Origin of the sequence: Kribbella sp. NPDC004875, from assembly GCF_042873375.1 — a bacterium.
GTDB lineage: Bacteria > Actinomycetota > Actinomycetes > Propionibacteriales > Kribbellaceae > Kribbella.
The window spans coordinates 485,542-498,724 of the sequence record NZ_JBIALI010000003.1; the positions used below are offsets into that span (position 1 = coordinate 485,542).

Here is a 13,183-nt window from a genome sequence, read left to right on the forward strand (position 1 = left end):
AGGCCACCCCTGAACACACCCCACCCCGCCGGCACAGGCCACCCCTACCCACACCCCACCCCGCCGGCACAGGCCACCCCTACCCACACCCCACCCCGCCGGCCACCCCAGCAAACCCGGCCTGCTCGGGGAGGTCGGGTTACTCGGTGAAGAACTGTTCGCGGTAGGTGATGTCCGATGCGGGCTTTGGTGTGGCGCCGTTCGGGCCGGGTCTGCTGGGTCCGGTCTCGTGACGGGCGCCCGTCGCACCGCCCGCGTGCCGTGGGACGGGGCGCTGTTGCGACTCGTCGCTCGGGCTCTTCTGCTCCGCACCATCAGGGCCGTCCGGACCGGCGGGATCGGTGAGTTCCTCGATCGCCGTGCTGAAGGCGAGTTCGGCACGGGTCGGCCGTTGGCGTTCGATCTCCTCTGCGGCCACCCGCCGTACGGGGAGGTCGTTCGCCGCGGCCGAGAGCTCGGCGAGGGTGTCGAGAAGACCGAGCGCGGTCTCGACCTCGCCGGGGTTGTTGACCAGCCACCAGACCGCGGCCGAGCCGGGCGTGGAGAAGACGTCGTCCTTCAGATAGGCGCGTTTGTCCTGCTCCATCCGGCGCTCGAGCAACGTGGTCTGTTCCCGGCGGTGCAGCGCCGCCAGATGCTGAAGGTGTTTCTGATCCGGGTCAGGCAGGCGGAGCCGGATCTCCGTCGCCCACGCCCGCACCTGACCTTTCTCGTCCAGCGCCGGCTCGCCCAGGATCGCGGCGAGACGATGCTGGTTCAGCGACTCCTCCGTCACCTGCTGTCGCGCGGTCAGCGACCGCGCCCGCTCGAGCAACGCGTCAACGGCCACCGCGCCGAGGTCCGCGTGCCGGGAGCCTGACAGCACGGTCGACCACTGCACCACGGCCGAGAAGCTGAACTGGAAGTCGGGCGACGCGGACGGCAGCCGCACGTCCGCCACCGTCCGGGACGGCGGCCCGGAGAAGACCGGCTCGGGATCCGGCAGCACGACGGACGGCTGCGGCACCTGCTGCTTCCCGACCACCGGTCGCTGTTCGTCCGGCTGTTTCCACACGACCGCGAGCAACACCAGCAGCACCACGGTAAGCACCACAGCCGCCCACGCCGGCAGCCGGATGATCAGCGAAACGAGGTACAGCACCAGGACGATCGCGGCAGCAGTCAGGAGCGAGTTCCGGTGGAGCTTCATGGTGGCGTTCCTTCACCGCGTAGGGCGGAGGTCAGCAGGTCGGCCGATGCACCCCCGACGGCTTCCCCGACCTCACGCCACCCGAGGCACCGACCACCCAGACCACAGACTGCGCCACACGACGAGTCCACCAAAAGTCTCACACGCCTCACCCAAAGTAGCCGCCAGATGCGTGTCGCCGCTCAGCCACTGGAACGGCAGTCGAGCACGCGGTCAGCCCGCCAGGGAGCGGAGGGCTTGGCGGGAGGGGGTGAGGAGGACGGGTTTGTAGGGGCAGCGTTGGTCGGTGAGGGTTTCGTAGGCTCGGATGGCTCGGTTGGCGGCGTCCCAGCCTTGTTCGGCGGGGGTGCGGCCGAGGCCGCGGTTGCGGACCAGGGCGCCGTAGAAGGCGGAGCAGAAGACGGTGGCCTCGTACCAGCCGATGACCGTGCTGGTGCCGATGTAGGTGATGTCGTCCTGGATGCAGTCGCGGATGGCCCGTTGCCACTTGCCGATGCCGGTCTTGCAGCCGTCGGCGATCACGACGCCGCTGGCGATCCCCCACTGGTGATCGAGGAACCAGTCCGCGAGCGACTTCAGCGAGACCTGGGTCTCGCCGTCGGTCGACAGGAACGACGGCTCCTCGCTGTGGTCACCGTGTGCCATCACGTGCAGCACCGTCGACGGGGTGGTGAGGGCGGAGAAGGCGGTCTCGTGGTCGCGGGTCCGGACGAAGTTCACATCGATGACCGGCTGGTCCCAGCCCGCGTTGATGTTGCCGGTGATGCCCTGCACGAAGGTCATCGACGCGTCGAAGGAGTTGTCCAGGCCGAGGTCCACCAGAGTGATCAGCCGATTCCGCATTCGCCCATCCCTCCAAAGCTTTTCGCGCCCCGCCGGACCATGATGACCCAAGGATCCGACAGTTCGCGCCCCGGTAGCCCAACGATGAGACCGGCGGCCCGGACCGTACGCCGTACGGCCGGATCGGGGGTGGTTCCGGCGAGTTCGGACGGTGACCGACGTACCGTGTTCAGGCAGCGGTTGACGAAGGAGGAGACGGATGAGCCAGGTTCCAACTGTCACGTTGAGTCACGGATCCACGATGCCGCGGGTCGGGCTCGGGACCTCACCGATGAACGACGCGGACGCCGAGCGAGCCGTGCGTACGGCGCTCGAGCTCGGCTATCGCCTCATCGACACGGCGGAGAACTACCGGAACGAGGTCGGCGTCGGGCGGGCGTTGCGCGGCGCCCCGCGGGACGAGCTGTTCGTGACGTCGAAGTTCAACAAGCGCTGGCACAGCGTCGACGGTCCGCGGACCGCGTTCGAGGCGAGCGCGGAGAAGCTCGGCGTCGAGTACCTGGACCTCCTGCTCATCCACTGGCCGAACCCGGCCCAGGACCGGTACGTCGAGGCGTGGCAGGGCCTGATCGCCCTGCGCGAGGCCGGTCTGGTGAAGGCGATCGGTACGTCGAACTTCAAGCCCGCGCACCTGCAACGGCTGATCGACGAGACCGGTGTGGCGCCCGAGGTGAACCAGGTCCAGCTCAGCCCGGTGTGGACCAAGGCCGCCGAGCGGGAGTTCCACCGGCAGCACGGCATCGTCACGGAGGCCTGGAGCCCGCTGGGCAAGGGCACGGAGCTCCTCAGCCACCCGACGGTCCAGGCGATCGCCGCAGCCCACGACCGCTCCCCCGGCCAGGTCGTCCTCCGCTGGGAGACCCAGCAGGACGTCGTACCGATCCCGAAGTCGGCCGACCCTGGCCGGCTCGCGCAGAACCTGGCGGTCTTCGACTTCGACCTGACCAGCGACGAGCTCGCCGCGCTCGACGGACTGGACGGCACCGCGAAACCGCCGGCGGACTCGGACCGTTCCGGGCACTGAACGCACCTCGGCCCCCGGGGGAATTGGGAAGTTCCCGGGGGCCGTGGCGCTATCAGTTCGGGCGGTACGGCGGCGCGCAGTACGCCGCCGTACCCAAGCCGGTCAGCAGGTCAGCTGCAGCCGGAGGTGCTGCCGCAGCCCTCGCAGACGTAGCAGGAGCCGCTGGGCCGCATCTTGGTGCCGCAGGTGAAGCAGAGCGGCGCGTCGACCGAGGTGCCGGTGATGAGTTCCAGCATCTCGGCGGTGGTGTGGGCCTCGCCCTTGACCGGCTTGGCGGAGACCGCGTCGGCCGACTTCGCGGTGACCTCCGCGGTGTCCGTGGCCTCGGCGGCCGGCTCGATCGACTTCAGCGACTCGGCCTCGGAGACCTCGACAGGCGCCGGCTCGTAGGAACCGGTGTCGAGCTGCCGGGACCGCTCCTCGGCGGAGTAGATGCCCAGCGCGGCCCGGTCGTCGAACGGCAGGTAGTCCAGGGCCAGGCGCCGGAAGATGTAGTCCATGATCGACTGCGCCATCCGGACGTCCGGGTCGTCGGTCAGACCGGCCGGCTCGAACTTCAGGTTGGTGAACTTCTGGACGTAGGTCTCCAGCGGTACGCCGTGCTGCAGTGCGATCGAGATCGCGATCGAGAAGGCATCCATCACACCGGCGAGCGTCGAACCCTGCTTGCCCATCTTCAGGAAGACCTCGCCCAGACCGTCGTCCGGGTACGAACCGGCGGTCATGTACCCCTCGGCGCCGCCGACGGTGAACGAGGTGGTCCGCGACGGGCGCGACTTCGGCAGACGCTTGCGGGTCGGCCGGTACTCGATGACCTTCTCGATGATCTTCTCGGCGACCGCCTCGGTCTCGGCCTCGGCGGCCTCGGTGGCCTTCTTCGCCTTCGCGTCCGCCAGCGGCTGACCGACCTTGCAGTTGTCGCGGTAGACCGCGAGCGCCTTCAGGCCGAGCTTCCAGCCCTGGAAGTAGACGTCGGCGATCTCCTCGACCGTCGCGGTCTCCGGCAGGTTCACCGTCTTCGAGATCGCGCCGGACAGGAACGGCTGCGCCGCCGCCATCATCCGCACGTGGCCCATCGGCTTGATGGCCCGCTCACCCATCGCGGTGTCGAAGATCTCGTAGTGCTCCGGCTTCAGGCCCGGCGCGTCGACGACGTGCCCGTTCTCCGCGATGTACTCGACGATCGCCTCGATCGTCTCCTCGGTGTAGTTGTACTGGCGCAGCGCCCGCGGGACGGTCTGGTTGACGATCTGCATCGAGCCGCCGCCGACCAGCTTCTTGAACTTGACCAGCGAGAAGTCTGGCTCGATCCCGGTGGTGTCGCAATCCATCATGAAGCCGATGGTGCCGGTCGGCGCGAGCACCGAGGCCTGCGCGTTCCGCCAGCCGTTCTTCGCGCCGGTCTTCAGGACGCCCTCCCACGCGGCGGTCGCGTGCTTGTGCACGTCCTGGTCGATCGGGTGCATGGTGCGGATCGCGTCGTTGGCCGCCGCGTGCTTGCGCATCACCCGGGCGTGCGCGTCCTTGTTCCGCTCGAAGCCGTCGTACGGGCCCACGATGCCGGCCAGCTCGGCGGAGCGCTTGTACGACGTACCCGTCATCAGCGAGGTGATAGCGCCCGCCAGTGCGCGACCACCGTCGGAGTCGTAGGCGTGACCGGTGGCCATCAGCAGCGCACCGAGGTTCGCGTAGCCGATGCCCAGCTGCCGGTACGCGCGGGTGGTGTCGCCGATCGCCTCGGTCGGGAAGTCGGCGAAGCAGATCGAGATGTCCATCGCGGTGATGATCAGCTCGACGGCCTTGACGAACTTCTCCGAGTCGAACAGGTCGTCGTCGCGGAGGAACTTCATCAGGTTCAGCGACGCCAGGTTGCAGGACGAGTTGTCCAGGTGCATGTACTCCGAGCACGGGTTCGACGCGGTGATCCGGCCGGTCTCCGGCGTGGTGTGCCAGTCGTTGATCGTGTCGTCGTACTGCAGGCCCGGGTCGGCGCACGCCCACGCCGCCTGGGAGATCTTGTCGAACAGCTGCCGCGCGTCGACGGTCTCGATGATCGAGTTGTCGAGCCGCGCCCGCAGCCCGAACTCGCCCTTCTCCTCGACCGCGCGCATGAACTCGTCGGAGACCCGGACCGAGTTGTTCGCGTTCTGGTACTGCACGGAGGTGATGTCGCGACCGCCGAGGTCCATGTCGAAGCCCGCGTCACGCAGGACGCGGATCTTCTCCTCCTCGCGCATCTTGGTGTCGACGAACTCCTCGATGTCGGGGTGGTCGACGTCCAGCACGACCATCTTCGCCGCGCGCCGGGTGGCGCCGCCGGACTTGATGGTGCCGGCGGACGCGTCCGCGCCGCGCATGAACGAGACCGGGCCGGAGGCGGTGCCGCCGCTGGACTGCAGCAGCTCCTTCGAGGAGCGGATCCGGGACAGGTTCAGGCCGGCACCGGAGCCGCCCTTGAAGATCAGGCCCTCTTCCTTGTACCAGTTCAGGATCGAGTCCATCGAGTCGTCGACGGCGAGGATGAAGCAGGCCGACACCTGCTGCGGCGAGGACGTCCCGACGTTGAACCAGACCGGCGAGTTGAAGCTGAAGTACTGGTGCAGCAGCATCCAGGTGAGCTCGTGCTCGAACACCTCGGCGTCGGCGGGCGTCGCGAAGTACCCGTGCTCCTCGCCGGCCTTGCGGTAGGTCTTCACGACCCGGTCGAGCAGCTGGCGCAGGCTCCACTCCCGGTTGTCGTGACCGACCGCGCCGCGGAAGTACTTCGTGGTGACGATGGTCGAGGCGTTCACGCTCCAGAAGTCGGGGAACTCCACCCCGCGCTGCTCGAAGACCGTCTCACCCGTCTTCCAGTTCTGCTGTACGACGTCGCGACGCTCCCACGTCACCTCGTCGTACGGGTGAGCGCCTTCGGTGCTGAAAACGCGCTCGATGGTGAGTCCCGTGGGCGCGTTCTTCCGCCCGCGGAACCCGGCCGCCGACCGCTTGGTCGACCCCGAGTGGCCGGTCACCGTTTCTGTCATGGTTGCTCCTCGCCCTGTGTCTGCACTACCGCGGTCTGTCGGGACCGCCCCGTTGGTGTACTGCGTAACGCCGTACCTCTGGCACCGCTGGTACTACTGGAACTACCGTTCCCCCGGTTTATGTCTGCTGGGTCGGCTTCAGCCGGCCGGGCTCCGTGCCGCGCGGCTCCTTCTCGGCCCGCAGCAGCGCGATCTCCGTCTCGAAATCGTCGGCGGACTCGAACTGCCGGTAGACACTCGCGAACCGCAGGTAGGCGACCTCGTCCAGTTCCCGCAGCGGCCCGAGGATCGCGAGACCGACCTCGTGCGCGGGAATCTCCGGCGATCCGCTGCCCTTCAGCGCGTCCTCGACCTTCTGCCCCAGACGTGCGAGCTGGTCCGCGTTCACCGGCCGGCCCTTGCACGCCTTCCCGACCCCGTTGATGACCTTCTCGCGGCTGAACGGCTCGGTCGCGCCGGAGCGCTTCACGACCGTGAGCTGCATCTGCTCGACGGTGGTGAATCGCTTCTCGCAGACCGGGCACTGCCGCCGGCGCCGGATCGCTCCGCCGTCCTCGGCCACCCGGCTGTCCACCACCCGGGAGTCGGCGTGCCTGCAATACGGACAGTGCACGACAAATCACTCCTCCCGTTGGCCGCCCGAGCGGGCGGCTTGTGGATCAGCCTGGGGACAACCTGTGTATGACCTGTGTGCAACTAACCACTACCTGTGGAAAATTACACCCGTGTAACCACTACATCTAGGGATCCTAGAACTCTGATCCGACAGTTGCAAGAACGCCTGGATCTCCCGCGCGTGTCTGAGGTTCAACATCCGCGCGGGCCTGTGTACTCCCGCGTGGCGCCCTCGGAATGACCCTTTCGAGGCGCAAACTACGGCCTCCGCGAGGGGTCAGCCGAGCTTCGTGAGGACGACCAGACTCAGCGACGGGAGCGGCAGGTCGAGGGGCAGACAGTAGCCCGAATCGACGGCGATCGGCGTGTCGTCGCAGAGCCGTTCCAGGCCCTGACGGGCGGTGATCGCCACGAGCTGCTCGGGCGTCGGGTCCTGCGGCGCGCCGAGCCCCTGCCAGACGGTGTGACTGTTGCTGTGGTCACGGTCGATCCGGAACTGCTCGACGGTCCACCGGCCGGCCTCGAGTCCCTCGAGCTGCAGTTCGACGCGGACCGTGGCGGTGTCGGCGGCGTACTGGTCGTCGGTGTGGCGCCACACCAGGACCGCGATCTTCGAGGCGTCGCGGCTCGCGAGCGCGTCGATCCCCTCGGGCAGGCCGGCACCGGCCGTGGCGAGCCGGCGGTCGCCGAGCTGGGCGAAGGCGCGGTACGCGTTCATCAGCGGCTTCTCGATACCGGACGCGGTGACGAAGCTCCGGGTGCCCTCGAAGTACCGCTCGCCCTCCATCGAGAAGCTCCAGGTGGTCGCCTCGGCCACCTGCGCGGTGTGCCGCTCGTTGAGCTCGAGGATCTTCTTCATCAGCTGCGCCTGGAAGACCGGGTAGTACTCGGTGTTGCGGTAGGCGAAGTTCGCGTTGTCGTAGATCCCCCAGTGCGCCGGGACGGACGCGTCGCACTCGTCCACGATCACGGGCTTCCCGGCGTACCGCGGGAACTCGTCGATCACCGTCAGCGCGGTGTCGATCTCGCGGAGCATCTTCGCCGTCGACGGGGACTGCGGTACGGGCGCCGGCGCGCCGATCGGACCGTAGGTTCGCCACGGGGTGAAGTGCGCGCCCTTGGTGTGGAACGACACGAAGTCGACGGGGAGGTCGCGGTCCGCGCAGGCCTGCAGGAACCCGCGCAGAAAGTCGTCGCCACCGCCGGTCACCGCTGGGCCGCCCACCTTCGCGTCCGGGTAGACGTCACGGATCGCGTTCACGGTCAGCTCGTACAGGTCGTGGTACTGCTCCGGAGTCCCGCGCCAGTAGCTGATGTCCGGCTCGTTCCACAGCTCCCAGAGCCAGTGCTGGACCTCGTCCTCGCCATAGCGCTCCAGGGCGTGTTCGACCAGGGACGCGACCAGTCCGGCGAACTTGTGGAAGTCCTTCGGTGGATAAGACCACCAGCCCGCTTCGTACTCGCTGTACAGACTCGGGCTGCCTTCGAACGGGTAGTCGGTCTTGGCGTGGTCCGGAACGAGCGCCAGTGGGGTGAACCCCAGCTCGACCAACGGATGGTGGCCGGCGTTCACGATCGCGTCGTACGTCAGGTCCGCGATCGTGAAGTCGTAGTACGTCGTCCCGTCCGGGTGCTCGTGATAGACGTTGCCACTCCCCCAGTGCGGCAGGCCGAGACCGGTGCCGCTGGTGAAGATGTTGTGCGGCCGGACGTGGTACGGCGTCTCCGCGAACGCACCGATCGTCTCGAGCGTGCGGCGACCCTGTGGCGTGTAGGTCCAGTTGATCTCGTCGTACCCGAGGCTGGCCCACAGGCGGTTCATAACACCGAGGTCGTGGGCGGCATGGACGGTGACGCGCGCGTTCTGGGTCATCTTGGCCTCTCGATCGCTGTATCGATAAACAGCCACCGCTCAGCCTACCGGGGAGGCGCGGCCCGCGCGGATGTGAGGATGGCGCCCATGAAGCCGGTGATTCTCGACGTCGACACGGGGCTGGACGACGCCTGTGCGCTACTGCTGGCCGCTCGGCACCCCGAGCTCGACCTGAAAGCGGTCACGTGCGTCGGCGGGAACGTCGGGCTCGACGCGGTGGTGCGCAACACGCTGACTGTGCTCGACGCAGCCGGCCGGCCCGACGTACCGGTCGCGCGCGGCTCCGCCGTACCGCTGATCCAGCCGGTGCGCGAGGCGCGGCATGTGCACGGCGAGGACGGGCTCGGGGATCTCGACTGGCCGCGGTCGACGCGACCCACCGACCCGCGGCATGCGGTCGAGCTGCTGCGCGACGTACTGCTGGAAGCCGCAGCGAGCGGTGAGCCGATCACACTGATCCCGTTGGCGCCGATGACGAACATCGCGTTGCTGCTGCGGACATACCCGGACGCCGCGGCCGGGTTGCGAGAGATCGTCTTCATGGGCGGCGCGGCCGGGATCGGGAACGCGACCGCGTCGGCGGAGTTCAACATCTGGACGGACCCCGAGGCGGCAGCGATCGTGCTGGCGGCGGCCGGCGAACTCGGCGTACCTCTGACGATGTACGGGCTGGATGTGTTCTACGACGTCGTGATTTCGCTCGAGCAGGCTCGCGGGCTGGAGGGTTCGCAGTCGGCCGACCTGGCGCGGAAGCTGATCGAGAAGCGCAGCGAGCGGTACCAGGCGGACGGCGCGACGATCGGCGACGGCGGAGCGGTGTGCGCGGTGATCGATCCGTCCGGGCTGACGACGCAGCCGTACCCGCTGCGCGTCGAGCTGTCCGGCGGCTGGTCCCGCGGGCGGACGATCGTCGACACGCGCGACTGGTCCGCTGATCTGACCAGTGATCCGCACGGGCAGGCGCCGACGACGGTCCGCGTCGCGACAGCGGTCGACGGCAAGCGGTACGCCGAGCTGTGGCTGGCGACCGTCAGGTAAGTAGCTCGAGCAGGCGGGCGCGAACGCCGTACAGGAAGAGATCCAGGCCATCCGCGAACAGGTCTGGGCCGTCGGCGGAGTCGGCGACGACGGCCGCCAGAGTCCAGCGCGCGGTGACCTCGAAGAGATGCCGCGCCTCCGGTTCCGGTACGCCGAGGCGCGCGAGGGCCTCGATCTGGGCACGGACCAGTTCGGCGCGGGACCCGTCGCCACGGTCGCGGTCCGGCGTGGCCTTGGACTGGATCAGGCCGGCGAGACCCGGGTGGCCGGCGTAGAACGCCCGCAGCTCGAGCGACCCGGATCGCGTCAGGTCGATCCACTCGTCGACGGTGCGCGACTCCCGGTACGCCGCGTTGTCGGCGGTGAACTGGTCGAACGCGTTGCGGGCGACGAGATCGAGGAGCTCTGACTTGTTGTGGACGTGGTGGTAGAGCGACGGGGCGCGGACCCGCAGGCGCTCGGCCACCGCGCGCATGGTGAGGCCACCGACGCCGTCCGCACGGATCACGGCGAGGGCAGCGTCGGCGATCGCGGCGACGGTGACACCGGCCGCGGCATGCGACGAGGGATCGCGTTCGGTCATGAAATCTCGTTGTCCGTCGGGCTGGTCAGGATTACTGTCTAACGTGATTAGACAGACTAGCCGAGGATGGTGCTCGTGACCGGATTCCGACCCGCGTACCCGTTGCGGACCGAGCGGTTGGAGCTGCGACCGCATCGCCGGGACGACCTGGACGACCTGTTTGCGTTCCATTCGCGACCTGAGGTGGTGCGGTACACGCCGTGGCCGGTGCGGGATCGCGAGCAGACCCGGATCGCGCTGGAGCGCAAGCTGCCGCAAGGAGAGCTGACCGAGGCGGGTCAGTGGCTGGTGCTTGCGATCGAACTCCGCGAGACCGGGACCGTGATCGGCGAGGTGCTGCTGAAGTGGGCCGGCGAGGCGGACCGCCAGGGTGAGATCGGGTTCGCCCTGCACACCGACTACCAGGGCAAGGGGCTGGCGGCGGAGGCGGCCCGGGAGATGCTGCGGGTCGGGTTCGACGAACTGGGGCTGCATCGGATCGTCGCGGTCCTTGACGACCGGAACACCGCGTCTGCCCGGTTACTCGAACGGCTGGGGATGCGGCGCGAGGCGCACCATCTGCACGCCCTGCGGTTCAAGGGTGAGTGGGGTAACGAGTTCGTCTACGCGCTGCTCGAGGACGAGTGGCGCGCCGCTGACTAGCCGGCGACGGGGACCTGCAGGGTCTGGCCGGGCGTGATCGAGGCCGGGCTGGACAGCTTGTTGAGGTCGGCGATCTTCTCCACGACCGTGCCCGGGTCCTGACCGGGGTTGGTGGACTGCGCGATCGACCACAGGGTCTGACCAGGAGCCACCTGGACCGGCACGGTGTGGGTGAAGTGCGGACCGGGCTCGAGGACGCCGGCCACGCGGAGGCCGAGAACGACGATCGCGGAACCGAAGACCAGGACCGACAGCGCGGTGACCAGCAGACGGCCGCGGCGGGTCAGGCGAAGCGGCGCCGGCTCGGGACGCGCCTGCGTGTGGCGACCGACGACCTCCCCGGAGCATCCGCGAACCGACAGCGGATCGGTGGTCGTGCCGTCGACGCGGGGCCGGCGGCGCGGCGCAACAGCGGGCGCCGGCTTCACGGCCGGCGAAGCCGCTCGGTCCGTCGGTGCGGCCGCTCGGGCCGCCGGAACGGCCGTGAGGTGCCGGGTCGATCGGTTGGACGGCGTGCGTGGCGGCACAGCCTCGGGTGCGCGGCGGGATGCCAGTGCGTCGGCCGCCAGAGCTGCTGTGCTCATCGGATCCTCCAGACCTCGGTCGGTATGCGTCCTGCGGTGTCGGTTCCTGTCTATCGGTCGCCGCCGACAGTTTCCGGAGCGGCGACTCGCTCGACCGGACCGAACACCTGTTCGATCGAACGTCTGTACGAATGATTAACCGACGGCCACCGTTCGCGCAACCACTTCCAACCACGACACGCCCGGGAAATTCCCTGCCGCGACAGCACCCCGCGCGCGCCTTATAACCCGACACACGAACAGACGTGCGAACCGACACGCCTTCGAACAGATGTTTGAAGAATCTCAGAATTCGGTCTACGGTCATCTCAGTCGAGCAAGCTTCGGCCGGTGGTGCGATCGCCGGCCCGACCCGAGGAGCAACCAGCGATGGCCAGGACGCCGAGCGGTTCCAGCAAGGACGAGCGCACAGGCGTGCAGAAGGCCGCGGACAAGGCGCCCGAGAAGGGCGCAGACAAGGCTGCCGCCAAGGACCGCACCGTCTCCGAGCTGCCCGACGGCCCGGCCGACGCGACCGGTCTGACGCCGCGCCAGCGCCGCGTGCTGGACGTGATCCGCGATTCGGTCGACAGCCGTGGCTACCCGCCGTCGATGCGGGAGATCGGCGAGCGAGTCGGCCTGACCAGCTCTTCCTCGGTGTCGCACCAGCTTCGGGTCCTCGAGCAGAAGGGCCTGCTCCGCCGCGACCCGAACCGCCCGCGGGCGATCGAGGTCCGTTACCCCGGCGAGGTCGACGCCGCGGCCCGCCGTTCCGCGCTCGGCTCCGTCCGGCAGACGGCGTACGACGAGACCGATGCCGGTGACGCGCACCCGGACGCGGCGTACGTGCCGGTCGTCGGCCGGATCGCCGCCGGTGGTCCGATCCTCGCCGAGCAGGAGATCGAAGAGGTCTTCCCGTTGCCCAAGGCAATGGTCGGCGAGGGCACGCTGTTCATGCTCCGGGTCAAGGGTGAGTCGATGATCGAGGCCGCGATCTGCGACGGCGACTGGGTCGTCGTCCGGCAGCAGCCGACCGCGGAGAACGGCGACATCGTGGCCGCGATGATCGACGGCGAGGCGACCGTGAAGACGTTCAAGAAGACCAAGACCGAGATCCTGCTGCTACCCCACAACCCCGCCTTCGAGCCGATCGACGGCAAGGACGCCATCATTCTCGGAAAGGTCGTAACAGTTCTGCGCCGTGTCTGATATGTCAGACAGCGAGCGAAGTCCGGCAGGACATGTCAGCATTGAGACATGACGACTGTCTATGACTTCAGCGCGCGGCGGATCGAAGGCAATGAACAGTCTCTTGCCGATTTCCGCGACCAGGTGCTCCTGGTGGTGAACACGGCGTCGCAGTGTGCCCAGACACCGCAGTACACCGGACTTCAGAAGCTCTACCGGACCTACCGCCGGCAGGGCTTCTCGGTGCTTGGCTTCCCCTGCGACCAGTTCGGCCACCAGGAGCCTGGTGACGAGAACGAGATCGCGAACTTCTGCTCGACGATCTATCACGTCACGTTCCCGATGTTCGCCAAGATCGACGTCAACGGATCCCGGACGATTCCGTTGTACAACTGGCTGAAACGCGAGCAGGGCGGCCTGCTCGGCGGCCGGATCAAGTGGAACTTCACCAAGTTCCTGGTCGGCCGCGACGGCGGGGTGATCTCGCGCTACGCGCCCACCCACTCGCCCGACAAGCTGGCCGACAAGATCGAGGCCGCACTGGCGGTGCCGGCACCGTCGCGGGAAACGAACGACTGACCCAGCGCGCGGTTCGGGGCCGT

At 68.3% G+C, this 13,183-nt stretch carries 12 protein-coding genes; 5 read left to right on the forward strand and 7 right to left on the reverse strand.

The features are described 5' to 3' along the window. Window positions 1–139 precede the first annotated feature (139 nt). Both ACFYRH_RS19470 and ACFYRH_RS19475 read right to left on the reverse strand, forming a co-directional pair. The gene (locus tag ACFYRH_RS19470) at window positions 140–1,189 is read right to left on the reverse strand and encodes a hypothetical protein (protein WP_387776624.1); all 1,050 of its coding nucleotides are present in this window, start codon (window positions 1,187–1,189) and stop codon (window positions 140–142) included. A 213-nt stretch (window positions 1,190–1,402) separates the two neighbouring features. Continuing rightward, window positions 1,403–2,032 carry a hypothetical protein gene (locus ACFYRH_RS19475; RefSeq protein ID WP_387776626.1) on the reverse strand — a complete coding sequence of 210 codons (630 nt, stop codon included), beginning with the start codon at window positions 2,030–2,032 and terminating at the stop codon, window positions 1,403–1,405. Between the two features lie 199 nt (window positions 2,033–2,231). Here ACFYRH_RS19475 and ACFYRH_RS19480 point away from each other — a divergent pair, with 199 nt between their 5' ends. After that, window positions 2,232–3,056 (forward strand): aldo/keto reductase, encoded by an 825-nt coding sequence (locus tag ACFYRH_RS19480; RefSeq protein WP_387776629.1) that lies wholly within the window; start codon window positions 2,232–2,234, stop codon window positions 3,054–3,056. A gap of 110 nt (window positions 3,057–3,166) precedes the next feature. Here the strand turns inward: ACFYRH_RS19480 and ACFYRH_RS19485 are convergent, their stop codons facing one another. From ACFYRH_RS19485 to ACFYRH_RS19495, 3 genes are all read right to left on the reverse strand, one after another. Next, window positions 3,167–6,079, reverse strand: coding sequence for a vitamin B12-dependent ribonucleotide reductase (locus tag ACFYRH_RS19485; protein ID WP_387776632.1), 2,913 nt, complete (start codon window positions 6,077–6,079; stop codon window positions 3,167–3,169). A 118-nt stretch (window positions 6,080–6,197) separates the two neighbouring features. Then, complete coding sequence (gene nrdR, locus ACFYRH_RS19490) at window positions 6,198–6,692, reverse strand: transcriptional regulator NrdR (protein ID WP_387776635.1); 495 nt, start codon at window positions 6,690–6,692, stop codon at window positions 6,198–6,200. A gap of 279 nt (window positions 6,693–6,971) precedes the next feature. Continuing rightward, window positions 6,972–8,567: a glycoside hydrolase gene (locus tag ACFYRH_RS19495; RefSeq protein WP_387776638.1), complete on the reverse strand. Its 1,596-nt coding sequence runs from the start codon at window positions 8,565–8,567 to the stop codon at window positions 6,972–6,974. A gap of 87 nt (window positions 8,568–8,654) precedes the next feature. Between ACFYRH_RS19495 and ACFYRH_RS19500 the strand changes: the two genes are divergently transcribed. Next, entirely contained in the window at window positions 8,655–9,605 is a 951-nt protein-coding gene (locus ACFYRH_RS19500; protein WP_387776641.1) for a nucleoside hydrolase, read from the forward strand. On the opposite strand, the gene ACFYRH_RS19505 is transcribed toward ACFYRH_RS19500, so the two are convergent. Then, window positions 9,598–10,188 carry a TetR/AcrR family transcriptional regulator gene (locus ACFYRH_RS19505; RefSeq protein WP_387776644.1) on the reverse strand — a complete coding sequence of 197 codons (591 nt, stop codon included), beginning with the start codon at window positions 10,186–10,188 and terminating at the stop codon, window positions 9,598–9,600. The genes ACFYRH_RS19500 and ACFYRH_RS19505 overlap by 8 nt on opposite strands. A gap of 75 nt (window positions 10,189–10,263) precedes the next feature. On the opposite strand from ACFYRH_RS19505, the gene ACFYRH_RS19510 reads away from it, so the two are divergent. Further along, the gene (locus ACFYRH_RS19510) at window positions 10,264–10,830 is read left to right on the forward strand and encodes a GNAT family N-acetyltransferase (protein WP_387776647.1); all 567 of its coding nucleotides are present in this window, start codon (window positions 10,264–10,266) and stop codon (window positions 10,828–10,830) included. Here the strand turns inward: ACFYRH_RS19510 and ACFYRH_RS19515 are convergent. Next, complete coding sequence (locus ACFYRH_RS19515; RefSeq protein ID WP_387776650.1) at window positions 10,827–11,414, reverse strand: LysM peptidoglycan-binding domain-containing protein; 588 nt, start codon at window positions 11,412–11,414, stop codon at window positions 10,827–10,829. The two genes, ACFYRH_RS19510 and ACFYRH_RS19515, sit on opposite strands and share 4 nt — an antisense overlap. A 369-nt stretch (window positions 11,415–11,783) precedes the next feature. On the opposite strand from ACFYRH_RS19515, the gene lexA reads away from it, so the two are divergent. Together lexA and ACFYRH_RS19525 are read left to right on the forward strand one after the other, a co-directional pair. Then, window positions 11,784–12,602, forward strand: coding sequence for a transcriptional repressor LexA (gene lexA, locus ACFYRH_RS19520; protein WP_387776653.1), 819 nt, complete (start codon window positions 11,784–11,786; stop codon window positions 12,600–12,602). Window positions 12,603–12,650: 48 nt separating this feature from the next. Beyond that, on the forward strand, window positions 12,651–13,160 hold the full coding sequence (locus tag ACFYRH_RS19525; protein WP_387776656.1) for a glutathione peroxidase: 510 nt from the start codon (window positions 12,651–12,653) through the stop codon (window positions 13,158–13,160). Window positions 13,161–13,183 lie beyond the last annotated feature (23 nt).

Excerpts from the sequence above, each read along its gene's own strand:
- ACFYRH_RS19470 (WP_387776624.1), bottom strand. The coding sequence starts at position 1,189 with ATGAAGCTCCACCGGAACTCGCTCCTGACTGCTGCCGCGATCGTCCTG.
- ACFYRH_RS19475 (WP_387776626.1), bottom strand. The coding sequence starts at position 2,032 with ATGCGGAATCGGCTGATCACTCTGGTGGACCTCGGCCTGGACAACTCC.
- ACFYRH_RS19480 (WP_387776629.1), top strand. The coding sequence starts at position 2,232 with ATGAGCCAGGTTCCAACTGTCACGTTGAGTCACGGATCCACGATGCCG.
- ACFYRH_RS19485 (WP_387776632.1), bottom strand. The coding sequence starts at position 6,079 with ATGACAGAAACGGTGACCGGCCACTCGGGGTCGACCAAGCGGTCGGCG.
- ACFYRH_RS19495 (WP_387776638.1), bottom strand. The coding sequence starts at position 8,567 with ATGACCCAGAACGCGCGCGTCACCGTCCATGCCGCCCACGACCTCGGT.
- ACFYRH_RS19500 (WP_387776641.1), top strand. The coding sequence starts at position 8,655 with ATGAAGCCGGTGATTCTCGACGTCGACACGGGGCTGGACGACGCCTGT.
- ACFYRH_RS19505 (WP_387776644.1), bottom strand. The coding sequence starts at position 10,188 with ATGACCGAACGCGATCCCTCGTCGCATGCCGCGGCCGGTGTCACCGTC.
- ACFYRH_RS19515 (WP_387776650.1), bottom strand. The coding sequence starts at position 11,414 with ATGAGCACAGCAGCTCTGGCGGCCGACGCACTGGCATCCCGCCGCGCA.
- lexA (WP_387776653.1), top strand. The coding sequence starts at position 11,784 with ATGGCCAGGACGCCGAGCGGTTCCAGCAAGGACGAGCGCACAGGCGTG.
- ACFYRH_RS19525 (WP_387776656.1), top strand. The coding sequence starts at position 12,651 with ATGACGACTGTCTATGACTTCAGCGCGCGGCGGATCGAAGGCAATGAA.